This is a genomic window from Micromonospora ureilytica (assembly GCF_015751765.1).
Taxonomy (GTDB): domain Bacteria; phylum Actinomycetota; class Actinomycetes; order Mycobacteriales; family Micromonosporaceae; genus Micromonospora; species Micromonospora ureilytica.
Map to the genome: position 1 here is coordinate 7,007,786 of NZ_JADOTX010000001.1, position 19,975 is coordinate 7,027,760.

Sequence of the window (19,975 nt, forward strand, 5' to 3'; positions counted from 1 at the left end):
GGCGGTCGCGCACCACGCGCGCCCGGCGGAAACACTTTTGCGGCGACCCTGCGTGGCAGCGCTCACCCGCGCCCGGGCTAGCCAGAACTGGAGAACGTCCATGCTCGAGAACGAGCCCGAGGGCGGCGAACGGACCGGTTCACAGCCGGCCGCCGACACCGCTGACCAGAGCACCACGGCCGACGGCGCCGCCGTCGAGACCTCCACCACGGCTGTCGGTTCGGCCTCGGTGGAACCAGCCGGCGCGGAGAGCGAGGCCGTCGAGCCCGCCGCGCCGGTGCGCCGCACCCGGGCGACCCGTCGTCGGGCCGCCCCGCTCAACCAGCCGGAGCAGACCGATGCCCCGGTCGAGGCGTCCACCGGTGGGGCCGGCAGCGCCGAATCGCCGCAGGCGGAGGTGTTCGCGCCGGTCTCCGGTGATCTGGATGTCGCCCCGAAGACCCCCCGGCGCCGCCGCAAGGCCACAGCTGTCGAGACGACCGCCGAAGAGCCGCTGGTCGCAGCCTCCGCGGAGGCTGCCTCGGCCGAGGTGGTTCCGCCGGTCAAGGTGACCCGTACCCGGCGCAAGAAGGCCACCCCGGCCGCTGTCGAGGAGCCGCCCGCCACCGAGCAGCCGGCCGCCGCCGACGAGGTGCCCGCCGTCGAGGAGCCGGTCGTCGCCGAGGAGCCGGCCGAGTCCGACCTGCGCGAGGCCGAGGCCGAGTTGAACGACTCCGAAACCCTCCCGAGCACGTCCGCCGCCGAGCTCCCCTGGAGCAGCGGCGCGCAGGACCGCTCCGGCGAGGTGCCACCGGGTGTGGCCGTTCCCGTTGTGACGGATGAGCCGAACGAGCCGGCCGAGGTCGAGCCGGAGCAGCCGCGTACCCGTCGTCGGCGGGCTGCGCTCTCCGCGCCCACCGTGCTGTTCATGGCGCCCCAGCCGGACGCCGTGCCGGTGACCCGACCGGCGGAGCCCGCCGCGGCGACCGAGGAGCCGGCCGTCGAGGAGGCCGCCGAGCCGTCCCGCCGCCGTCGGCGTGGTCGCCGCGAGGCCGAGCCGGTGGAGCCGATCGAGGCGATCGAGGCCGAGGAAGAGCCGACCGAGGAGGCCGACGAGGCCGCCGAGGCGGATGATGACGACGAGGACAGCGCCGCCGCGCGCCGCCGCCGCCGGCGTGGTCGCCGCGGCCGGGGCCGGGGCAAGGGCGGGGCCGACGACGCCGAGGACGAGGAGTCCGAAGAGGCGGCGCAGGCCGATGAGGAAGAGACCGCCGAGACCGAGCCTGAGGGCGACGAGGACGAGGAGTCCGAGGGCGGGGACGGCCTGACCCGCCGTCGTCGCCGTCGTCGCCGTCGTGGCGCCGGTGACACCGAGGGTGCGGCGGACGACGGCGTGCCGACCGTGGTGAAGATCCGCGAGCCGCGCCGGACCGTCGACGAGGTGCAGGGTGTGTCCGGCTCGACCCGGCTGGAGGCCAAGCGGCAGCGCCGCCGCGACGGTCGGGAGCAGCGCCGTACCCGCCCGCCGATCCTCAGCGAGTCGGAGTTCCTGGCGCGCCGCGAGGCCGTCGACCGGGTGATGGCGGTCCGCCAGCGCGGTGACCGCACCCAGATCGCCGTCCTGGAGGACGGCGTGCTGGTCGAGCACTACGTCACCCGCAACTCCTCCGGGACGATGGCCGGCAACGTGTACCTGGGCAAGGTGCAGAACGTGCTGCCGAGCATGGAGGCCGCGTTCGTCGACGTCGGCCGCGGCCGCAACGCGGTGCTGTACGCCGGTGAGGTCAACTGGGACACCTCCGGGCTGGAGGGGCGCGCTCGCTCGATCGAGCAGGCGCTGCGCTCCGGCGACTCGGTGCTGGTCCAGGTCACCAAGGACCCGATCGGGCACAAGGGCGCGCGGCTGACCAGCCACATCGCGCTCTCGGGCCGGCACCTGGTCTACGTGCCCAACGGCAACGCGTCCGGGATCAGCCGCAAGCTGCCGGACAACGAGCGCAAGCGGCTGCGGGACGTGCTCAAGAAGCTGGTCCCGGACGGCGCGGGCGTGATCGTCCGGACGGCCGCCGAGGGTGCCACCGAGGACGAGCTGGCCCGCGACGTCAAGCGTCTGCAGGCGCAGTGGGAGGACATCCAGGCCAAGGCCGCCGAGGGTGGCGCTCCGGCGCTGCTCTACGGGGAGCCCGACCTGGTCATCCGGGTTGTCCGGGACCTGTTCAACGAGGACTTCCGCGAGCTGGTGATCGAGGGCGAGCAGTCGTACGACATCGTCGAGTCGTACCTGTCGCACGTCTCGCCGGACCTGGTCGACCGGGTGCGCCGGCACGTCGGCACGAGCGACGTCTTCGCCGAGTACCGGATCGACGAGCAGATCATCAAGGGCCTGGACCGGAAGGTCTTCCTGCCCTCCGGCGGCTCGCTGGTGATCGACCGCACCGAGGCGATGACCGTGGTCGACGTCAACACCGGCAAGTACACCGGTTCCGGGGGCAACCTGGAGGAGACCGTCACCCGCAACAACCTGGAGGCGGCGGAAGAGATCGTCCGTCAGCTCCGGCTGCGTGACATCGGCGGCATCGTGGTGATCGACTTCATCGACATGGTGCTGGAGTCGAACCGTGAGCTGGTGCTGCGTCGACTGACCGAGTGCCTGGGCCGGGACCGCACCAAGCACCAGGTCACCGAGATCACCTCGCTCGGCCTGGTGCAGATGACCCGTAAGCGGATCGGTGCGGGCCTGCTGGAGGCGTTCAGCGAGACCTGCGAGTGCTGCAAGGGTCGGGGCGTCATCATGCACACCGAGCCGGTGCCGGAGAAGCCGCGTCCCGCTGGTGCGGGAGAGAAGGTCAAGGCGGTCGCCTCGTCGGTGGCTGCCGCTCCGGCGGCCGAGCAGGGTGCCACAGCCACGTCGTCCCGCCGCCGGGCGCGCAAGAACGCGCCGGCGGAGCGGACCGTGGTCGAGGTCGTCGAGACCGACACCACCGCCGAACCAGACGCCGACTACCAGGACACCATGGGCTACGACCTGTCCCGCTACGAGTCGGACACCGCCGCCGCGCCGGCGATCTCCGACGCTCAGCAGGGTGAGTCGGCTCGGCTGGCCGCGGCGGACGACCCGGACGCGCTCGCCGACGGTGAGGGCGACGAGGAGACCACCGAGGGCGGTGGCGGCCGTCGCCGGTCGCGTCGCGGTGGCGCCCGTCGGCGGACCCGCCCCTGAGCGCCTGACCGGCCACGTGTTTGACGAGGTCCCTCTCCCGGAAAGTGACGGGGGAGGGACCTCGCCGTTGTGGCCACCCGGTCCTCGATCGGCCGTCCCAGGTCAGGAGAAAAAGATGCGCCGTCTGCTCGCCGTCACCGCGCTGCTCACCATGCTCTCCGGCGCGGCCGGCTGCTCCACCGGTGGGACCGCCGGGGGCGCCGGCACGGCGGCTGCTGGCACCCCTTCCGGGCCGACCGGCATGCCAGCCAGCGGTGGTGTGGCGGGTGGCGACGCCACCCAGGTCTGCACCGCCGCGCGGGAGGCCGGCACCACTGCTGTCCGGACGTACGTGGCGGAGTTGGGCCAGATGCTCGTGGCGGTGGGCGCCGGGGACACCCGCACGGCCGAGGCCGCCCGGGGACGGGCCGAAGCGGCGCTGGCCGACTGGCGGACCGTGCTGCGGGAGCAGTCGGCGCGGACCGACGATCCGCAGCTCAAGACTCTGCTCACCGACATCGGGACCGAAGTCTCCGCGCTCGGCGCCGACGTCGAGGCGATCGACGAGACCGAACTCGACAGGCTCCAGCAGCGCCTCGACCAGCTCTGCCCGCGCTGACCAGGGCGGGCCGGTTTGGGGTCCGGGCCAGCAATGGCGTACTCTTGCCTGCGGCCCACCTTTGGTGTGCCGAGTTCCCGTGTGCCCGCGCCGCCGTGCACTGCTACCCGGCGAGCCGCTGCGGGGACGACCGCCAGCAGCCTCAACGACAGGGAGTCCGCCTCCGATGTACGCGATCGTCAAGACCGGCGGCAAGCAGTACAAGGTCGCCGAGGGCGACGTGATCGAGGTCGAGAAGCTCACCGGCGCCCCCGGTGACGCGGTGAAGCTCACCGCGGTGCTCCTCGTCGACGGTGACGACCTGGTGACCGACGCGGCGAAGCTTGCCGAGGTCGCGGTGTCCGGCGAAATCGCCGCGCACACCAAGGGCCCGAAGATCCGGATCCACAAGTTCAAGAACAAGACCGGCTACCACAAGCGCCAGGGTCACCGCCAGCCGTTGACCCAGGTCAAGGTGACCGGCATCTCCAGCGGGAAGTAGGTCGTCCTCCAATGGCTCACAAAAAGGGTGCGTCCAGCTCGCGTAACGGTCGTGATTCCGCGGCCCAGCGACTCGGCGTGAAGCGCTTCGGTGGTCAGGTTGTCAGCGCCGGTGAGATCATCATCCGGCAGCGTGGCACCAAGTTCCACCCCGGTGACCTGGTCGGCCGTGGCGGCGACGACACGCTGTTCGCGCTGTCCGCCGGTGCGGTCCTGTTCGGCACCAAGCGCGGTCGTAAGACCGTCAGCATCGTTCCGCAGCAGTAGTTCTGGGGCTAAGCGGGCCGCGGACCTCCGGGTCCCGGCCCGCTTAGCCTTTTTCGCGAAGTGCGAGGTCGGACCTCGCTGGAAGGATTGACGCCGTGGCAACGTTCGTTGACCGGGTCGTACTGCACCTGCAGTCCGGCGATGGCGGGCACGGTTGTGCCTCGATCCACCGCGAGAAGTTCAAGCCGTTCGGTGGACCGGACGGCGGCAACGGTGGGCACGGGGGCAGCGTGTCCCTGGTGGTCGACCCGCAGGTGACCACGCTGCTCGACTTCCACTTCCACCCGCACGTCAAGGCCGACAACGGCAAGGGTGGCGCCGGCTCGAACCGGGACGGGGCCAACGGCCGCAACCTGGTGCTCAAGGTGCCCAACGGCACCGTGGTGCAGACCTCCGACGGCACCGTGCTGGCCGACATGGTCGGCGCCGGCACCACCTTCGAGGTCGCCCGGGGCGGGCGCGGCGGGCGGGGCAACGCCTCGCTGGCCAACGCCAAGCGCAAGGCACCCGGCTTCGCCGAGCTGGGGGAGCCCGGCGACCAACTGGACATCGTGCTGGAGCTGAAGAGCGTCGCCGATGTGGGCCTGGTGGGCTTCCCGTCCGCCGGCAAGTCGTCGCTGATCTCGGTGATCTCCGCCGCGAAGCCGAAGATCGCCGACTACCCGTTCACCACCCTGGTGCCCAACCTCGGTGTGGTCCGGATGGACAACCACACCTTCACCGTCGCGGACGTGCCGGGCCTGATCCCCGGCGCGGCCACCGGCAAGGGGCTGGGCCTGGAGTTCCTGCGGCACATCGAGCGCTGCGCGGTGCTGGTGCACGTCATCGACTCGGCGACCCTGGAGCCCGGTCGTGACCCGGTGGCCGACATCGACGCCATCGAGGCCGAGCTGAGCCAGTACGGCGGCCTGACCGACCGCCCCCGGCTGGTCGCCATCAACAAGGTCGACGTGCCGGACGGCCGCGACCTCGCCGAGATCGTGCGCCCCGACCTGGAGGAGCGCGGTTACCAGGTGTACGAGGTCTCCGCGGCCACCCGGGAGGGGCTCAAGGAGCTGACCTACGCGATGGCCGAGCTGGTCGACGCGGAGCGTAAGGCCGCCCCGCCGGCCGAGCCGACCCGGATCGTGATCCGCCCGATGGCGGTGGACGACGACGGTTTCACCATCACGGCCGAGACGGACGGCTCGTTCACCGTCCGCGGCACACGGCCGGAACGCTGGGTCAAGCAGACCAACTTCGACAACGACGAGGCGGTCGGCTACCTGGCTGACCGGCTGGCCCGGCTCGGGGTGGAGGACAAGCTGGCCAAGGCCGGCGCGCAGCCCGGTGACCTGGTCCGGATCGGTGCGCGCGAGTTCGACTGGCAGCCGACGCTCTTCGCCGGGGTGGACTTCGTACCCGGCAACCGGGGCACCGACGTCCGCCTGGAGGAGAAGTCGAACCGGGCCTCCGCCGCGGATCGGCTCGCCGCCCGGAAGGCGCGCCGGGTGCGGTCGGCCGACGAGGTGGGCGCGGACGCGTCCGACGACCTCGACGCCGACCTCGACGACGAGGACGACGCCGAGTAGTTCGCTGCGCTCCGTGACGGGGTTGATTGCCGGAAACCTCCCCGAAATCCACGCCTCCTAGCGTGGGGTGATGCTGATCGAGTCCCGGCCTGCCATCGATCCGGAGATCGCCGCCATGGTCACCGCACAGCAGCGTGAGCTGCGCGAGGCCGATGGTGGGTTGGACGGGCAGGTCTTCGTCCCCCATGACGACGTCCGCTACCTGGCGGTGGTGGTGAACGGTCGGGCGGTCGCCTGCGGTGGGCTCCAGGCGCTCGATGCCGAAACCGGTGAGATCAAGCGGATGTACGTCCGGCCCGCTCACCGGGGGCGGGGGATCGGTCGTCAGTTGCTCGCCGCTCTGGAGGAGTGCGCGTTCCGGCAGGGGCACTCGGTGGTCTGCCTGGAGACGGGCACCTACCTGCCGGCCGCCATCGCCTTGTACACCTCGTGTGGCTATCAGCGGATCCCGGTCTACGGCGAGTACGTGGGCAACCCGTACAGCGTGTGTTTCGCCAAGCGGTTGCCGGTCGCGGCCTGACTGTCGTCGCCGTGGCCGCGACCGCCGTTTCAGGCGCCGGTGGTGGCGTGCGCGACGGTCACCGGCTTCGACTCCGGCGAGGCGTGCTGGCGCAGGACGATGCTCAGCAGGATCAGCGCGCCGACCGCGAGGAACTCGCTCTGCCAGTTCTGCATGGACTGGAACCAGAAGTCACTGGTGCCGAGGAACTCCCACGCCCCGATCGGCGGCGCTCCGCTCTGCAACGCCTGCTCCTGGTTGTACGCGGCGGTGCCACCGAGCAGGTGACCGACGAACGAGCCGGCGAAGATCAGCAGCAGCGCGAGGGAGAGGCTGTTCCGGTAGATCACCAGCGGCAGGCCGCCGACGCGTACCGGCCAGGGTGACTGCGGGGTTGCCCGGCGCTCGTCGTCCTCGGGCCGGTCGGTCTGGTCCATCGGCTTCGACTCGGCCGAGCCCCGCTGCACCAGGTACGCGGTGAGCAGCACGTACCCGCCCATCTGGAGGAACTCCGACTCCCAGTTCTCGAAGACCGACTCGGCGAAGTGCCCACTGGTCAGGTACGCCGGCCAGCTCAGCGGCGCGGCCCCGAACTCGGTCAGCTCCTCATTGTGGGTATGCCAGCCGAAGACGCTCTGTAACACCAGAAAGACGAGGAACGCCCCCAGCATGGCGACGGCCAGGGCGTTGTGACGTAGCCAACGAGGCATGATCGCACCTCCTTCGCCTGTCGATTACCCCTGCGGGCACGACCACGAAACCCAGGTCAGTGCCGGTCGGCGGGGCTGTCCAGGCGTCCTCCGGTGCCCGCCTGGTTAGACAGCAGCAGCCCGAGCGCGAGCATCCCGAAGCCGAGCGCGAGGTGCAGCCAGTTGTCGTTGTCGTTGACCGGCAGGATGTTCGCCCCGCCCTCCGGGTTGATCGCCTCGATCGCCAGGCCGTACAGCCAGAGAGCGAGATAGATCGCGCCGCCGGCGGCCAGGAACACGCGGGCGCCGGCGACGCTGCGGGCCAGCACCAGGCCGGCCAGCCCGAAGATCAGGTGCACCACGTTGTGCAGGATCGACACCTGGAACAGCCCGAGCAGGTCAGCTTCCGAGTGGTGCCCGGCGAACCGCAGCTCGCCGTAGTCGGTGGTGATGCCGGGGATGAAGCCGAGAACACCGATCAGCAGGAAGACCCCGGCCACGACCAGCGCGGCCAGCTGCACCCGGGGTCGGGGGCGGGCCCCTCGGCCGCCCCGTGCGTCTCGTGCCATCGCTGCCCCCTCCGTGGATCTGCCGGCCTCGCGAACCTCACTGTCCGCGGCGGCGACGTGACGCAGCCCGACGATCCTCCATTTTGAAGTCCATCCGGTGGGCCGCGCAGAGAAATGCACGAAGAGGTATGGAAGCGAGAACGCAGGGTAGGTGAATGGTCAGCGGCGGCGGCAACGCGCCGCATCCCCCCAGCACAACCGCGACGACTTTCTGAGCGGAAGGGAAATCATGACTTACGATCTTTCACCTACGTCCTCCACGTACGGGCAGCAGTCGACCAACGGCGGTGGCGTCCGGGACCAGGCGCGCCAGGTCGGGTCCGAGGCCGCGCAGGCTGGTGGCGCGGTCGCCCAGACCGCCAAGGAGCAGGGCACCGAGGTCGGCCGTGAGGCGGCCCGGCAGGCCCGCAACCTGTACGGCGAGGCCCGCAGCCAGCTCGCCAGCCAGACCGGTGAGCAGCAGCGCCGAGCCGCCGGTGGGCTGCGTTCCTTGGCCGACGAAATGCGCTCGATGGCCGAGCAGGGCGGTCAGGCCGGCCCGGTGACCGAGCTGGCCCGTCAGGCCGCCGACCGGGTGCACGGCGTCGCCGGTTGGCTCGAGCAGCGCGAGCCCGGCGACATGATCACCGAGGTACGCGACTACGCGCGGCGTAACCCGGGCACCTTCCTGGTCGGCGCGGCGGTGCTCGGTGTGCTGGCCGGCCGGCTGACCCGTGGCATCTCGGCCGCCGGCGACGACTCCGGCAACGGTTCCTCGACCTACCGGGGCGCCGGGGCGTACGACCCGGAGCAGACCGCCGTGATCCCGACGCAGCCGCCGGCGCCCCGTGCGGTGCCGGACGCCGTCCCGCCGGGCGGCTACCTCGACCCGACCCCCGGTACGCACACCCCGCCGACGTCCGGTGGCTACACCGATCAGACGCCCGGCACCTCCGCCGACCCGGCCCCCGGTAGCTACGCCGACCCGGCGCCCGGCGGCTACGTGGAGCCCGATCGGGGCGACTACCCGGAGCACTCCGGCACCGGTCAGCCGTTGCCGCCGGTGACCCAGACCGATCCGCTGCCGGGCGTGCCGTCCAGCGGCAGCCCCCGCCCGTGAGCCGCCGAGTCATCCGAAGGGAGACGACGGCATGAGCATGCCGACGCAGGGGTCCGGACTGGACTCCGGTTACCACCCCGACGCGGGTGCCCCGCACAGCGCGGCGGAGGTGAAGAGCAGCTCGCTGGGTGACCTGATGCGTCAGGTCACCACCGACCTGTCGACGCTGATGCGTCAGGAGGTCGAGCTGGCCAAGGCCGAGATCCGCCAGGAGGGCAAGAAGGCCGGCAAGGCCGCGGGCCTCTTCGGCGGTGCCGGCTTCGGTGGCTACATGGTGGCGCTCTTCGTGTCCATCGCCGTCTGGCAGTTCCTGGACAACGTCATGGACTCCGGCCTGGCCGCGCTGATCGTGGCCGTGATCTGGGCCGCGGTCGCCGCGGTCCTCTACTCGATGGCCAAGAAGAACGCCCAGCACGTACGCGGGCTCAAGCAGACCAACGACAGCGTGCAGCGGATCCCCGACGCGCTCAAGCCGCACCCGGAGGGAGTCACCCGATGAGCACCGATCCCGATCAGATCCGCCGGGAGATCGAAGCCACCCGCAACAGCCTCAGCTCCGATGTGGATGCGCTGGCGTACAAGGTCAGCCCCAGCCGCATCGTCGACGACCGCAAGCAGCGGGCCCGTTCCGCTCTGCAGAATGTGAGGGACAAGGTCATGGGAACCGCGTCTGACCTCGGCCACGGCACCGGCCAGGCCGCCCACTCGGTCGGTGACCGCGCCTCGTCGGCGGCCTCCAGCGTCGGCGACGCCGCGCAGTCGGCGGCGGCCACTGTCAGCGACGCCGCGCACAGCGCGCCGCGGGTGATCCGGCAGAAGTCCCAGGGCAACCCTCTCGCCGCCGGCTTGATCGCGTTCGGGGTCGGCTGGCTGGCGTCGTCGCTGATCCCGGCCTCCCGCCGCGAGCAGCAGGCCGCCACCCAGGTGAAGGCCAAGGTCAGCGAGCACAGCGGAGCGGTGAAGGAGAAGCTCGGCGAGGTGGCCAGCGAGCTGCGCGAGCCGGCCCAGCACGCCGCCGAGTCGGTGAGGTCCGCCGCTCAGGACGCCGTGCACGTGGTCAAGGACGACACGAAGTCCGCCGCCCACAACGTCAAGGACCACGCCACCCCCTGACCCCACCACGACAGCTCGCGGTCACCCCCCCCCGGGGGTGCCCGCGAGCTGTCGCGCTCCACCCACCCCCGACCTTCCCTCGCGATCTTGCACTTACAGTTGGGTTTTTGTCGGCTCTGGGTTGTTTCGCCCCCGCAGAAAGTGCAAGATCGCGCGGGTTTGGGGGGCGGGGGTCGCGGCCCGGCGGATTCGGGTCTCGCCATAACGGACGCCGCCTCGCAGGAAGCGTTGGGCGACCGCGAGCCAGCTGCAGATGCCACGCTCCAACAGCCAGAGCGGGGCTGCCAGGGCTGTGGTCGGTGGGAAAACACGGCATCCGTTGGCGCGGCGGCGACCCGTCTCGGCCAGGGCGACGACCCCGGCCACCGCGCCGACCAGCAGCCTGGGCCGGCGCGACGCGACCGCCGCCGTCAGCGCCGGCAGCACCGCGAGCGCGGTCAGCAGGCGAGCCGGCTGAGCCAGATCGTCGTACGCCTGACGGACCCGTTGACCGCGGAAGTGCGCGGCGTCCGGAGGCAGCCGGCGGACGTACAGCCAGGCTGGGGCGGCCTCGGTGCCGCCGTACCCGCGCACCGTGCGGATCAGCTCCAGGTTCTCGAAGAGCACGTCCGGGTCGTACCCGCCCATGGCGAGGAAGGTGCTGCGCCGCACGGCGAGGGTGCCCGGATAGTCCGCCCCGAGCGCACGGTTGAGCAGCGTGCGGCCGGTGTCCCACCAGGCGTGCCAGGGCACCGGGTCGAAGTAGTTCTGCGGTCGTACCAGGTCGGCCCGGCCCAGCAGCCGGTGTACGGCGGCCAGTGCGGTCTCGTCGTACCGGACATCGTCGTCGGCGATCACCACGTGCTCGTGGCCGGCCGCACGGACGCCCGTGCGTACGCCGAGCACCTTGCCGTTGAGCCCGTGCTCGCTCGGGTCCGGTGGGAGGTGCCGGACCAGCCCCCGCCACGCCTCGGCATGCCGCGCGAAGAGGTCCGGAGGCGAGCCGTCGACCACGAGCACCTCGACCCGCTCAGCCAGCGAGCGCAGGTAGTCGGTCAGCTCGGCCAGGTCGGTGTCGGTGTGCCAGCGCAGCGGCAGCACGTACGTCATCGGTAGGAGGGTCGGTGGGGCGCCGGTCCGCCGTACCGCCTCGTCACCTCGACCAAGCACGATCGTCGCCCCCTCAGGCGGCGCGGTGGACGTTGGTGAGGGTCAGCCCGAGGGGCGGCAGCGCGGGCATCCGGTGCAGGTCCAGGGCCAGGTTCTGGACGGGCACGTCGTAGCGCATTGTGGTGGCCAGGTTGGTGACCGCCCGTTTCATCAGGTCGATGGTGATCCACTCGCCGGCGCAGCGGTGCCCGGCCCAGTGGTCGCCGCCGCCCTGCGGGATCAGCTCGAACGGGTCCACCCGGCGGCCGGCGAACCGCTCCGGGCGAAACAGCTCCGGTTGCGGCCAGAGTGTCGGGTGGTGGTTGGTGCCGTAGAGGTCGAGCAGCACCCGCCGGCCCTTCGGAAAGTGGTGGCCCTGCCAGTCGAAGGACCGCCGGACCCGGGCCGCCGCGATCGGAAAGAACGGGTAGTAGCGGCGTACCTCCTGGACGAAGTGCTCGGCGGCCTCGTCGTCGTCACGGACCCGTTCCCGCCAGGCCGGATGGTCGTGCAGGGCGAGCGCGGCGAAGGTCATGTACTGGTCGACGGCGACCACCGGGCGCAGCACGTTGAGCAACTCCACCGCCGCGATCCGCCGGGGGAGGAGGTTGCCGCGCCCGTCCCGGTGTTCGGCGATCACGGCCAGGGCGCTGCCCGCCGGCGCCGGAGCGAAACCGACCCGGGTCCGTTCGATGAGGTCGGCGAGCCAGCGTTCGGCGCGGTACCGGGCGAGCCGTCCCCGCCAGTGCCGGGGGCCGATCACCGCCGGGGCCTCGATCATGGCGTGCAGCTCGACGGCGCGGCGCTCGACCTGCGACGCGGGCAGCGGCACCCCGGCCCAGGCGCAGACCACCCGGGTCAGCATCCGACCCAGCTCGTCGTAGAGCGACACCGGAGCGGCGCTCTCCCAGGCGGTGATCCGGGTCCGCCACTCGTCGTCGAAGAGCTGGCCGAGCCGCTGGATCGCGGCCGGCGTCATGATCGACATGAACATGGCCTTGCGGTCGGAGTGCTCCGACCCGTCCAGCCCCTGCACCCCACCCCGACCGGTCAGGGTCCGCTGCACGCGCAGCGGCATCGCTGTGGCGCGTTGGAAGCGGTCATTGTCGTAGAACAGCTCCGCCGCCGGCCGACCGCGCAGGCAGATGGTCGGGGCGAGCAGGATCCGGGTCCGGAAGACGTCGCTGCCGTACCGCTCGCAGCGCTCGCCGATGAACCGGTAACCGGCGCGGAGCAGCGCGAGGGTGCTGTCCGGGCTGCGGTCGGCCGGCATGGTCGCCATCGGGTCTCCTCACGCGCGGGTGCGGCTGATCGCCTTACCGCCGCGCTTACCCCCGTCGACGCCGCTGAACCCCGCGCGGCTGGCCCCTCCCGGGGGCGGCGGAACCTGGTTTGCTGCTGGTGGGACAACCACGGGGAGGGCGGATGCGCGACAACAGATCGCCGCACTGGCGGCAGAGGCGAGCGGCCGGAGCACTGGGCGGAGTCCGCGACGGGCGGTCACTCATCGGGCCGCCTCGGCGGCCCACCCGCCCGCACCGGTTCTTCACAGTGCACCTGGGCTTCACCGCGCCCGGCCTGGCCGAGGCGCGCGAGCTGGCCGTGGCGTACGCCGAGGCCCTGAGCCTGCTCCGCTCGGAGGTGGCACTCGGGGCGGCGGCCCTGTCACCGGCGGACGCCTGGCAGCGGGCCGAGCGGCTGTTCTGCGGCGCGCTCGGGCCGGACGGGGAGCGCTGCGTCGACGTGGCCGACCATCCGGGCTTCCATCACGCCCCGGGCCCCGGCGGCCTCGGCTGGGGCGACGGCGACGGCCCCGGTGATGGTTGACCACCGGTCCCGGGCGGTCGATCCGGGAGTGCGTCGACCAGCCCGCCCGCGTGGCCGTGCCGGTGTCCCGACCACGGGCACCGGCACGGCGATCCAACGCCGACGGGTCGGCGGGCACGATCAGTCCAGGTCGAACTCGCCGTCCTGCGCTCCGGCCACGAAGGCGTCCCACTCGGCCTGGGTGAAGACCAGCACCGGCCCGTTCGGCTCGGCGGAGTTGCGCATCCCGATCAGGTCGTCGACGAAGGCGACCTCAACGGCGCTGTCGGAGGTGTCCCCCTCGGCCCGCTGCCAGACCGCCCGTGAGAGGTCGAAGTCGCCCTTGGGGTGCTGCGCCATTGTTCTTTCCTCCAGTGCCGAGGGTCGTGTGGTGACCGGGTGCCGATCCCCATCGGGCAGGATAAGCGGATGCCGAGCCTGACCCGTGTAGAGGCGACCGCGCGTGGCGCGGCGATTACTGTCGAGTCCTATCAGGTGGACCTCGACCTGACCGGTGACGGCGACCTGTTCCGCTCCCGCGTCGAGATCCGGTTCCGGGCCACCGTCGGCGCCGCGACCTTCGCCGAGGTCAAGCCCGCCAAACTGCTCGGCGTACGCCTCAACGACAGCGACCTCGATCCCGACCTGCTCACCGACAACCGGTTGCCGCTCGACGACCTGGCCGTGGCGAACACGCTCATCGTCGAGGCCGAGATGGCGTATTCCCGGACGGGGGAGGGGATGCACCGCTTCGTCGACCCGGCCGACGGTGAGACCTACCTCTACGCCGAGTCCTTCCTCGACAATGCGCCGCGCATCTTCGCCGCCTTCGACCAGCCCGACCTCAAGGCCCCGGTCACGCTCTCGGTCACCGCGCCGCCGCAGTGGATCGTCGCCGGCAACGCCGAGCTGGCCGCCAACCCGGCCCCCGGGCGCTGGGAGTTCGCCCCGAGCGCGCCCCTGGCCACGTACTTCTTCTCGCTGATCGCCGGGCCGTACCACGTCCGGCGGGCCGAGCACGACGGCATACCGCTGGGCATCTACTGCCGCCGGTCGCTCGCCGAGCACCTGGACGCCGACGCCGACGAGATCTTCACCATCACCCGGCAGTGCCTGGACCGGTTCCACCAGCTCTTCACCGAACGCTACCCGTTCGGCAAGTACGACCAGGCGTTCGTGCCCGAGTTCAACGGCGGCGCGATGGAGAACCCGGGCCTGGTCACCTTCCGCGACGACTACGTGTTCCGTTCGGTGGTCACCGACACCCAGCGCGAGCAGCGGGCCGGCACCATCGCCCACGAGATGGCCCACATGTGGTTCGGTGACCTGGTCACCATGCGCTGGTGGGACGACCTGTGGTTGAACGAGTCCTTCGCGGAGTACCTCGGCACCCGGGTCACCGCCGAGGCGACCCGATTCGGTCAGGCCTGGACCACCTTCGCCATGCGCCGCAAAGCCTGGGGGTACGCCGCCGACCAGCGGCCCTCCACCCACCCGATCGCCCCGCAGGAGGTTGCCGACGCCGAGGAGGGCCTGCTCAACTTCGACGGCATCTCGTACGCCAAGGGGGCCAGCGTCCTGCGGCAGCTGGTCGCGTGGCTCGGCGACGAGGCATTCCTCGCCGGCCTGAACGCGCACTTCGCCGCGCACCGCTTCGGCAACGCCACCCTCGCCGACCTGCTGGCCAGCCTCTCCGCCAGCAGCGGACGGGACCTGTCCGACTGGGCCGAGCTGTGGTTGCGCCGACCGCAGGTCAACACCCTGCGTGCCGAGTTCGCCGTGGACGCCGAGGGCCGCTACACCGAGGTGGCCGTGGTGCAGACCGCGCCCGAGTCGTACCCGGTGCTGCGCCCACACCGGATCGGCGTGGGCCGCTACTCGACGGACGGCACCGGGCGGCGCGACGAGGTGGACATCGACCCGAGCGTCGACGGAGGCCGGACCGTGCTCGGCGCGCTGGCCGGCGAGCCGGCGGCCCGGCTGCTGCTGCTCAACGACGGCGACCTCACCTTCGCGAAGGTACGCCTCGACCCGGCGTCGGCGGACGCCGTCGCGCAGGTGCTGCCCGGTCTGACCGACCCGCTGGCGAGGGCGCTGCTCTGGCGCGAGGCACTGGACGCGGCGACCGACGGCGAGCGCCCGGTCACCGGCCTGGTCGACCTGATGGTCGCCGCGCTGCCCGCCGAGACCGAAGTGATCATCGCGGAGGACGTGCTGACGCTCAGCCGGTCCCTGGTCGACCGCTACCTGGACCCGCTGACCCGCTCCACGGCCCTGGCCAGGGTGTCGGGGGCGTGCCAGCGGCTGCTCGACGGCGCGCCGGCCGGGGAGTCGCTGCAGCTCGCCGCCGCGCGGGGTTGGATCGCCGCGACCACCGACGCGGATCTGCTCGTCGGTTGGCTCGCCGGCCGGGACGTGCCGGCCGGTCTGAAGGTCGACGCGGAGCTGCGCTGGTCGGTGCTGCGCCGACTGGTGGTGCTGGGTGCCGCCGGCGAGGCGGAGATCGCCATCGAGGCCGCCGCCGACAACAGCTCCACGGGCGCGCAACGGGCCGCCCACTGCCGGGCGGCCCTGCCCGACCCGGCAGCGAAGCAGGCGACCTGGGAGATCATCCTGCGGGACACCGGGCTGTCCACTCGGCTGCTGGAGGCGATCGCCGAGGGGTTCTGGCAACCCGAACAGGCCGAGCTGACCGCCGCGTACGTCGATCGGTACTTCGCGGAGATGCCGGCCGCCGCGCACCGGCGTACCCCCTGGACGGCCGACCGGGTGGCGGCCCTGGCGTTTCCCCGCTACGCCGTGGCGCAGCCCACCCGGGAGGCGGCCGCGGCGCTGCTGGCCCGCGACGACCTGACTCCCGGCCTGCGTCGGGTGGTGACCGACGCCGACGACGACCTGCGCCGCGCGCTGGTCGCCCGGACGGCGACGGCCGCCGCCTCGGCCTGAACCCCGACGAGCGCGGGCTGATCAGCGCGGGGTGGCCGGCGCGGCGCCCCTTTCCCTTGATCGCCGGGCCGGGGCGGTCGGCCACGACGCTCGGCCTACGATCACTGGGTGGAGGAAGATATCCGGCGGATCGGGATCATGGGTGGCACCTTTGACCCGATTCACCACGGGCACCTCGTCGCGGCCAGTGAGGTGGCGGACCGGTTCGGCCTGGACGAGGTGGTCTTCGTCCCCACCGGGCAGCCGTGGCAGAAGGCCGACGAGCCGGTCAGCCCGGCCGAGGACCGGTACCTGATGACCGTGATCGCCACCGCCTCGAACCCTCGCTTCCAGGTCAGCCGGGTCGACATCGACCGCAGTGGGCCGACCTACACGGTCGACACGTTGCGTGACCTTCAGGCCGAGTACGGCCCGAAGGTGCAGTTGTTCTTCATCACCGGCGCGGACGCCCTGCAACGCATCCTGTCCTGGAAGGACCTGGACGAGATTTTCGAGCTGGCTCACTTCGTCGGCGTGACCCGGCCGGGTTTCCCGCTGACCGACAAGCATCTTCCGGCGGACACCGTCAGCCTGATCCAGGTGCCCGCGATGTCCATCTCGTCGACCGATTGTCGCGCTCGGGTCGCCAGGGGTGAGCCGGTCTGGTATCTGGTGCCCGACGGTGTGGTGCAGTACATCGCCAAGCGGAGCCTCTATCAGCGCTGAACGCGCCCTTTATGCCCAGGTTCGTGCCCTTAACCGACCAGAACTGGACGATCGGGGTGCCGGCGGGTATGAGACGCTTGGAGGATCGCACGCTTGATCGAAGGAGAACGGTGACAGTTTCCGAACGCGCTCACGAGCTGGCTATCGCGGCCGCCCAGGCCGCCGCCGACAAGAAGGCGCAGGACATCACGATCATCGACGTCGGCGACCAGCTCGCCATCACCGACGCGTTCGTGCTCGCCGCCGCCCCCAACGAGCGTCAGGTGCTGGCCATCGTCGACGCCATCGAGGAGAGCCTGCTGGAGTTGCCGGACAAGGCGAAGCCGGTGCGGCGCGAGGGCGAGCGTGGTGGCCGTTGGGTGCTGCTCGACTACGTCGACATCGTGGTGCATGTCCAGCACACCGAGGAGCGCGAGTTCTACGGGCTCGACCGCCTGTGGAAGGACTGCCCCACCATCCCGTTCGTCGACCGCGACCTGGTCGAGGCCGACGCCAGCGGGTCCGCCGCCGCCGAATGACCCGGCTGATCGTCTGGCGGCACGGCAACACCGACTGGAACGCCGCCAACCGTGTCCAGGGGCAGACCGACGTACCCCTCAACGATCTTGGTCGTGACCAGGCGCGCGCCGCCGCGCCGCTGCTCGCGGCGCTGCGGCCCGACGCCATCGTGGCCAGCGACCTGAGCCGCGCCGCGGAGACCGCCGCCGCGCTCGCCGCGCTGACCGGGCTTCCGGTACGCACCGACGCCCGGCTGCGCGAGCGGCACTTCGGCCAGTGGCAGGGTCTGCACCTCACCGAGGTCGCCGAACGCTTCCCCGAGGAGTACGCGCGCTGGCGGGCCGGCGACCCCGACCCGGGCGCGGATGTGGAGCCTCTGCACGACCTCGGCGAGCGGGTCGGCCTCGCGCTGCGGGAGGCGGCCGAGGCGGCACCCGGCGGCACGGTGGTGATCGCCACCCACGGTGGCGGCTCCCGCCAGGGCATGGGACACCTTCTCGGCTGGGACACCGGCGTGCTGCGCTCCATCGGCTCGTTGGCCAACTGCCACTGGAGTGAGCTGCGGCACGACGACCGCGCGCCGGCCATCGGGCGCCCGCAGGACGTCAGTGGGTGGCAGTTGCGGGCGCACAACGTCGGCCTGATCACCGCCCCGGTCGCCGTCGACGCGATCTGAGCACTCGCGCCTCGGCGTTCGCGCCCTCGATCGGCTAGCGTGCCGGGCATGCCCGTCGCGGTTGTCATCGACTCCACCGCCTACCTTCCGCCCGAGCTGGTGCAGGCGCACCGGCTGACCGTCGTGCCGTTGACCGTCGTACTCAACGGAGTGGAAGGGCTGGAGGGGGTGGAGACCCAGCCGGCCGACGCGACAGTGGCACTGAGCGCCCGCCGGGTCACGGCGACCACCTCCCGCCCGGCACCCGAGCAGTTCGCCCGCACGTACCGCCGACTGCTCGACGCCGGCGCCGACGGGATCGTCTCGGTGCACCTCTCCGCCGCGCTGTCCGGCACGGTGGAGGCCGCCCGGCTGGCCGCCACCGACCTGGACGGCCGGGTCGAGGTCGTGGACAGCCGCTCGGCGGGAATGGGGCTGGGGTTTCCGGCCATCGCCGCCGCCATCGCCGCCGAGACCGGCGCCGACCTTGCCGGGGTACGTGACGCAGCGCTCGCCGCCATCGCCCGCACCACCGTCTGGTTCTACGTCGACACGCTGGAATTCCTGCGCCGGGGCGGCCGGATCAACGCGGCCGAGGCGTTGGTCGGCACCGCGCTGTCCGTCAAGCCGATCATGCACATGCCGGACGGGGCGATCGTGCTGCGCGAGAAGGTCCGTACCGCCAGCCGGGGAGTGGCCCGTCTCGTGGACCTTGCCGTCGAGGCGGCCGGCGACGACGACGTGGATCTCGGGGTGCACCACCTGGCCGCACCGCAACGGGCCGAGGCGTTGCGCGCCGCGCTGACCGAACGGTTCGGCGACCGGCTGCGCGACACGTACGTCTCCGAGGCGGGCGCCGTCGTCGCCGCGCACGCCGGGCCCGGCCTGGCCTGCGTGGTCGTCCACCGCCGACCGGAGGGCTGAGCCGTGTCCACGTCGTGCGTGGTGACCGGCGGCGGTCGCGGTGTCGGCCGGGCTGTGGTTGAACGGCTGGTGGCGACCGGCGCCACCATCGTCGTACTGGAACGCGACGCCGACGCGGTCGACTGGTTGGCCGGCCATCCGGCCGCCGATCGGCTCGTCCCGGTGGTCGGTGACGCCGCCGACGAGCAGGTGGCCGAGCGCGCCGCCGAACTGGCGGACCACGCCGCGCCACTGACCGGCTGGGTGAACAACGCGGCGGTGTTCCGCGATGCCACGCTGCACTCCGCGTCGGCCGACACGGTGCTGGATCTGATCAACTTGAACCTGCGCCCAGCCGTGGTGGGCGCCGCAGTCGCCGTCCGCCGCTTCCTGGCCCGCGCCGCCGGTGGCGCGATCGTCAACGTCTCGTCCCACCAGGCCCGTCGACCGGTGTCAGGTGCCCTGCCGTACGCGACGGCGAAGGCCGCCGTGGAGGGGCTCACCCGGGCGCTGGCAGTCGAGTACGGGCGGCACGGCATTCGCGCCAATGCGGTAGCGCTCGGCTCGATCGCCACCGAGCGGCACGCCGAATTCCTGGCCACGCAGGAGCCCAACCAGGCCCAGTGGATCGACGCCGAGCTGACCCGGCTGCACCCGGTGGGCCGCATCGGGCGGGCCGAGGAGGTGGCCGAGGCGGTCGCGTACCTGCTGTCGCCCGCGGCGAGCTTCGTCAACGGGGTGACGCTGCCGGTGGACGGCGGACGGGCCGTACTCGGCCTCGACCCAGAGGCCCGCTGACCCTCGTGCCGGTCGGAGCCTAGCTGTCGGCGACGAAGACGCCCTGGCCCTGCTGACCGTAGATCAGGTTCCGCTCGTGCAGTTCCTTGACCGCTCGATAGGCCGTTGAGCGTGCCACGTTGTACAGCTCGCCGATCTCGGACACCGACGGCAGTTGTTGGCCGGGCGAGTATTCGCCTGAGCGGATCTTCTGCTCGATGTCATCCGCCACGCGGCGGTAGTGCGGTGGTCTCGTTGGCATGAGCGGCTCTCCCGGACTTCAGCGGAGATCATGTTTCCAGCCCGGGTGTGATCGAGACAAGGCGACAACGCGGCAAAGTGGAGACAGTGAGAACTTGACTACAGTGAGACAGTGGATACAGTGAGATAGTGATCGGGTGCTCCTGGACTTCAGCACTCCTGAGGTATCCGGTCCGCCCGCCCTGAGGGAGTGCACCGCAAGGCTTCGACCC

At 71.7% G+C, this 19,975-nt stretch carries 22 protein-coding genes; 16 read left to right on the forward strand and 6 right to left on the reverse strand.

Annotated features, from left to right (window positions below; translation table 11 throughout):
• Window positions 1-100: 100 nt before the first annotated feature.
• The 6 genes from IW248_RS32290 (at window position 101) to IW248_RS32315 (ending at window position 6,635) form a co-directional block, all read left to right on the forward strand.
• Window positions 101-3,199, forward strand: a complete 3,099-nt coding sequence (locus IW248_RS32290) for an Rne/Rng family ribonuclease (RefSeq protein WP_196929905.1) — start codon at window positions 101-103, stop codon at window positions 3,197-3,199.
• Between the two features lie 115 nt (window positions 3,200-3,314).
• Window positions 3,315-3,797 (forward strand): hypothetical protein, encoded by a 483-nt coding sequence (locus IW248_RS32295; protein WP_196929906.1) that lies wholly within the window; start codon window positions 3,315-3,317, stop codon window positions 3,795-3,797.
• A 166-nt stretch (window positions 3,798-3,963) separates the two neighbouring features.
• A complete protein-coding gene (gene rplU / locus IW248_RS32300; RefSeq protein WP_007464063.1) occupies window positions 3,964-4,278 on the forward strand; it encodes a 50S ribosomal protein L21 in 315 nt (104 codons plus the stop codon).
• 11 nt (window positions 4,279-4,289) lie between these two features.
• Window positions 4,290-4,544 (forward strand): 50S ribosomal protein L27, encoded by a 255-nt coding sequence (gene rpmA, locus IW248_RS32305; protein ID WP_007464062.1) that lies wholly within the window; start codon window positions 4,290-4,292, stop codon window positions 4,542-4,544.
• Window positions 4,545-4,639: 95 nt separating this feature from the next.
• Window positions 4,640-6,115 (forward strand): GTPase ObgE, encoded by a 1,476-nt coding sequence (obgE, locus tag IW248_RS32310; protein WP_196929907.1) that lies wholly within the window; start codon window positions 4,640-4,642, stop codon window positions 6,113-6,115.
• A 70-nt stretch (window positions 6,116-6,185) separates the two neighbouring features.
• Window positions 6,186-6,635, forward strand: coding sequence for a GNAT family N-acetyltransferase (locus IW248_RS32315; RefSeq protein ID WP_196929908.1), 450 nt, complete (start codon window positions 6,186-6,188; stop codon window positions 6,633-6,635).
• Between the two features lie 29 nt (window positions 6,636-6,664).
• On the opposite strand, the gene IW248_RS32320 is transcribed toward IW248_RS32315, so the two are convergent.
• Both IW248_RS32320 and IW248_RS32325 read right to left on the reverse strand, forming a co-directional pair.
• Window positions 6,665-7,324: a DUF6766 family protein gene (locus IW248_RS32320; RefSeq protein WP_196929909.1), complete on the reverse strand. Its 660-nt coding sequence runs from the start codon at window positions 7,322-7,324 to the stop codon at window positions 6,665-6,667.
• A gap of 56 nt (window positions 7,325-7,380) precedes the next feature.
• Entirely contained in the window at window positions 7,381-7,872 is a 492-nt protein-coding gene (locus IW248_RS32325; protein ID WP_196929910.1) for a DUF4383 domain-containing protein, read from the reverse strand.
• Window positions 7,873-8,101: 229 nt separating this feature from the next.
• Here IW248_RS32325 and IW248_RS32330 point away from each other — a divergent pair, with 229 nt between their 5' ends.
• Genes IW248_RS32330 through IW248_RS32340 form a run of 3 tightly spaced genes read left to right on the forward strand, consistent with a single transcriptional unit; the run spans window position 8,102 to window position 10,084 of the window.
• Window positions 8,102-8,971: a hypothetical protein gene (locus IW248_RS32330; RefSeq protein ID WP_196929911.1), complete on the forward strand. Its 870-nt coding sequence runs from the start codon at window positions 8,102-8,104 to the stop codon at window positions 8,969-8,971.
• A 31-nt stretch (window positions 8,972-9,002) separates the two neighbouring features.
• A complete protein-coding gene (locus IW248_RS32335) occupies window positions 9,003-9,470 on the forward strand; it encodes a phage holin family protein (protein ID WP_124817451.1) in 468 nt (155 codons plus the stop codon).
• Window positions 9,467-10,084: a DUF3618 domain-containing protein gene (locus IW248_RS32340; protein WP_196929912.1), complete on the forward strand. Its 618-nt coding sequence runs from the start codon at window positions 9,467-9,469 to the stop codon at window positions 10,082-10,084. The genes IW248_RS32335 and IW248_RS32340 overlap by 4 nt, the downstream gene beginning before the upstream one ends.
• Window positions 10,085-10,177: 93 nt before the next feature.
• On the opposite strand, the gene IW248_RS32345 is transcribed toward IW248_RS32340, so the two are convergent.
• The gene (locus tag IW248_RS32345; RefSeq protein WP_196929913.1) at window positions 10,178-11,173 is read right to left on the reverse strand and encodes a glycosyltransferase family 2 protein; all 996 of its coding nucleotides are present in this window, start codon (window positions 11,171-11,173) and stop codon (window positions 10,178-10,180) included.
• Window positions 11,174-11,246: 73 nt separating this feature from the next.
• Entirely contained in the window at window positions 11,247-12,494 is a 1,248-nt protein-coding gene (locus IW248_RS32350; RefSeq protein WP_196929914.1) for a cytochrome P450, read from the reverse strand.
• Window positions 12,495-12,637: 143 nt separating this feature from the next.
• On the opposite strand from IW248_RS32350, the gene IW248_RS32355 reads away from it, so the two are divergent.
• Window positions 12,638-13,039 (forward strand): hypothetical protein, encoded by a 402-nt coding sequence (locus tag IW248_RS32355; RefSeq protein ID WP_196929915.1) that lies wholly within the window; start codon window positions 12,638-12,640, stop codon window positions 13,037-13,039.
• A gap of 120 nt (window positions 13,040-13,159) precedes the next feature.
• On the opposite strand, the gene IW248_RS32360 is transcribed toward IW248_RS32355, so the two are convergent.
• Window positions 13,160-13,378 carry a DUF397 domain-containing protein gene (locus IW248_RS32360; protein WP_124817462.1) on the reverse strand — a complete coding sequence of 73 codons (219 nt, stop codon included), beginning with the start codon at window positions 13,376-13,378 and terminating at the stop codon, window positions 13,160-13,162.
• A gap of 69 nt (window positions 13,379-13,447) precedes the next feature.
• Here IW248_RS32360 and pepN point away from each other — a divergent pair, with 69 nt between their 5' ends.
• The 6 genes from pepN (at window position 13,448) to IW248_RS32390 (ending at window position 19,523) form a co-directional block, all read left to right on the forward strand.
• Window positions 13,448-15,964 (forward strand): aminopeptidase N, encoded by a 2,517-nt coding sequence (gene pepN / locus IW248_RS32365; protein WP_196929916.1) that lies wholly within the window; start codon window positions 13,448-13,450, stop codon window positions 15,962-15,964.
• 108 nt (window positions 15,965-16,072) lie between these two features.
• Window positions 16,073-16,669: a nicotinate-nucleotide adenylyltransferase gene (gene nadD / locus IW248_RS32370; protein ID WP_124817466.1), complete on the forward strand. Its 597-nt coding sequence runs from the start codon at window positions 16,073-16,075 to the stop codon at window positions 16,667-16,669.
• 110 nt (window positions 16,670-16,779) lie between these two features.
• Window positions 16,780-17,187 carry a ribosome silencing factor gene (gene rsfS / locus IW248_RS32375; RefSeq protein ID WP_124817468.1) on the forward strand — a complete coding sequence of 136 codons (408 nt, stop codon included), beginning with the start codon at window positions 16,780-16,782 and terminating at the stop codon, window positions 17,185-17,187.
• Entirely contained in the window at window positions 17,184-17,843 is a 660-nt protein-coding gene (locus tag IW248_RS32380; RefSeq protein WP_196929917.1) for a histidine phosphatase family protein, read from the forward strand. Before rsfS ends, IW248_RS32380 begins: the two co-directional genes overlap by 4 nt.
• 48 nt (window positions 17,844-17,891) lie before the next feature.
• Window positions 17,892-18,746 carry a DegV family protein gene (locus tag IW248_RS32385; RefSeq protein WP_196929918.1) on the forward strand — a complete coding sequence of 285 codons (855 nt, stop codon included), beginning with the start codon at window positions 17,892-17,894 and terminating at the stop codon, window positions 18,744-18,746.
• Window positions 18,747-18,749: 3 nt separating this feature from the next.
• On the forward strand, window positions 18,750-19,523 hold the full coding sequence (locus tag IW248_RS32390) for an SDR family NAD(P)-dependent oxidoreductase (protein ID WP_196929919.1): 774 nt from the start codon (window positions 18,750-18,752) through the stop codon (window positions 19,521-19,523).
• A 19-nt stretch (window positions 19,524-19,542) separates the two neighbouring features.
• On the opposite strand, the gene IW248_RS32395 is transcribed toward IW248_RS32390, so the two are convergent.
• Complete coding sequence (locus tag IW248_RS32395) at window positions 19,543-19,764, reverse strand: GntR family transcriptional regulator (protein ID WP_091409860.1); 222 nt, start codon at window positions 19,762-19,764, stop codon at window positions 19,543-19,545.
• Window positions 19,765-19,975: the final 211 nt, after the last annotated feature.

What these genes read in the sequence shown, in the direction of transcription:
- IW248_RS32395 (WP_091409860.1), bottom strand. Translation starts at nt 19,764, where the DNA reads ATGCCAACGAGACCACCGCACTACCGCCGCGTGGCGGATGACATCGAG.
- IW248_RS32340 (WP_196929912.1), top strand. Translation starts at nt 9,467, where the DNA reads ATGAGCACCGATCCCGATCAGATCCGCCGGGAGATCGAAGCCACCCGC.
- IW248_RS32360 (WP_124817462.1), bottom strand. Translation starts at nt 13,378, where the DNA reads ATGGCGCAGCACCCCAAGGGCGACTTCGACCTCTCACGGGCGGTCTGG.
- IW248_RS32385 (WP_196929918.1), top strand. Translation starts at nt 17,892, where the DNA reads ATGCCCGTCGCGGTTGTCATCGACTCCACCGCCTACCTTCCGCCCGAG.
- IW248_RS32330 (WP_196929911.1), top strand. Translation starts at nt 8,102, where the DNA reads ATGACTTACGATCTTTCACCTACGTCCTCCACGTACGGGCAGCAGTCG.
- rplU (WP_007464063.1), top strand. Translation starts at nt 3,964, where the DNA reads ATGTACGCGATCGTCAAGACCGGCGGCAAGCAGTACAAGGTCGCCGAG.
- IW248_RS32295 (WP_196929906.1), top strand. Translation starts at nt 3,315, where the DNA reads ATGCGCCGTCTGCTCGCCGTCACCGCGCTGCTCACCATGCTCTCCGGC.
- IW248_RS32345 (WP_196929913.1), bottom strand. Translation starts at nt 11,173, where the DNA reads ATGACGTACGTGCTGCCGCTGCGCTGGCACACCGACACCGACCTGGCC.
- rpmA (WP_007464062.1), top strand. Translation starts at nt 4,290, where the DNA reads ATGGCTCACAAAAAGGGTGCGTCCAGCTCGCGTAACGGTCGTGATTCC.
- IW248_RS32320 (WP_196929909.1), bottom strand. Translation starts at nt 7,324, where the DNA reads ATGCCTCGTTGGCTACGTCACAACGCCCTGGCCGTCGCCATGCTGGGG.
- IW248_RS32290 (WP_196929905.1), top strand. Translation starts at nt 101, where the DNA reads ATGCTCGAGAACGAGCCCGAGGGCGGCGAACGGACCGGTTCACAGCCG.
- IW248_RS32315 (WP_196929908.1), top strand. Translation starts at nt 6,186, where the DNA reads ATGCTGATCGAGTCCCGGCCTGCCATCGATCCGGAGATCGCCGCCATG.
- pepN (WP_196929916.1), top strand. Translation starts at nt 13,448, where the DNA reads ATGCCGAGCCTGACCCGTGTAGAGGCGACCGCGCGTGGCGCGGCGATT.
- IW248_RS32380 (WP_196929917.1), top strand. Translation starts at nt 17,184, where the DNA reads ATGACCCGGCTGATCGTCTGGCGGCACGGCAACACCGACTGGAACGCC.
- IW248_RS32350 (WP_196929914.1), bottom strand. Translation starts at nt 12,494, where the DNA reads ATGGCGACCATGCCGGCCGACCGCAGCCCGGACAGCACCCTCGCGCTG.
- IW248_RS32355 (WP_196929915.1), top strand. Translation starts at nt 12,638, where the DNA reads ATGCGCGACAACAGATCGCCGCACTGGCGGCAGAGGCGAGCGGCCGGA.
- IW248_RS32335 (WP_124817451.1), top strand. Translation starts at nt 9,003, where the DNA reads ATGAGCATGCCGACGCAGGGGTCCGGACTGGACTCCGGTTACCACCCC.
- IW248_RS32325 (WP_196929910.1), bottom strand. Translation starts at nt 7,872, where the DNA reads ATGGCACGAGACGCACGGGGCGGCCGAGGGGCCCGCCCCCGACCCCGG.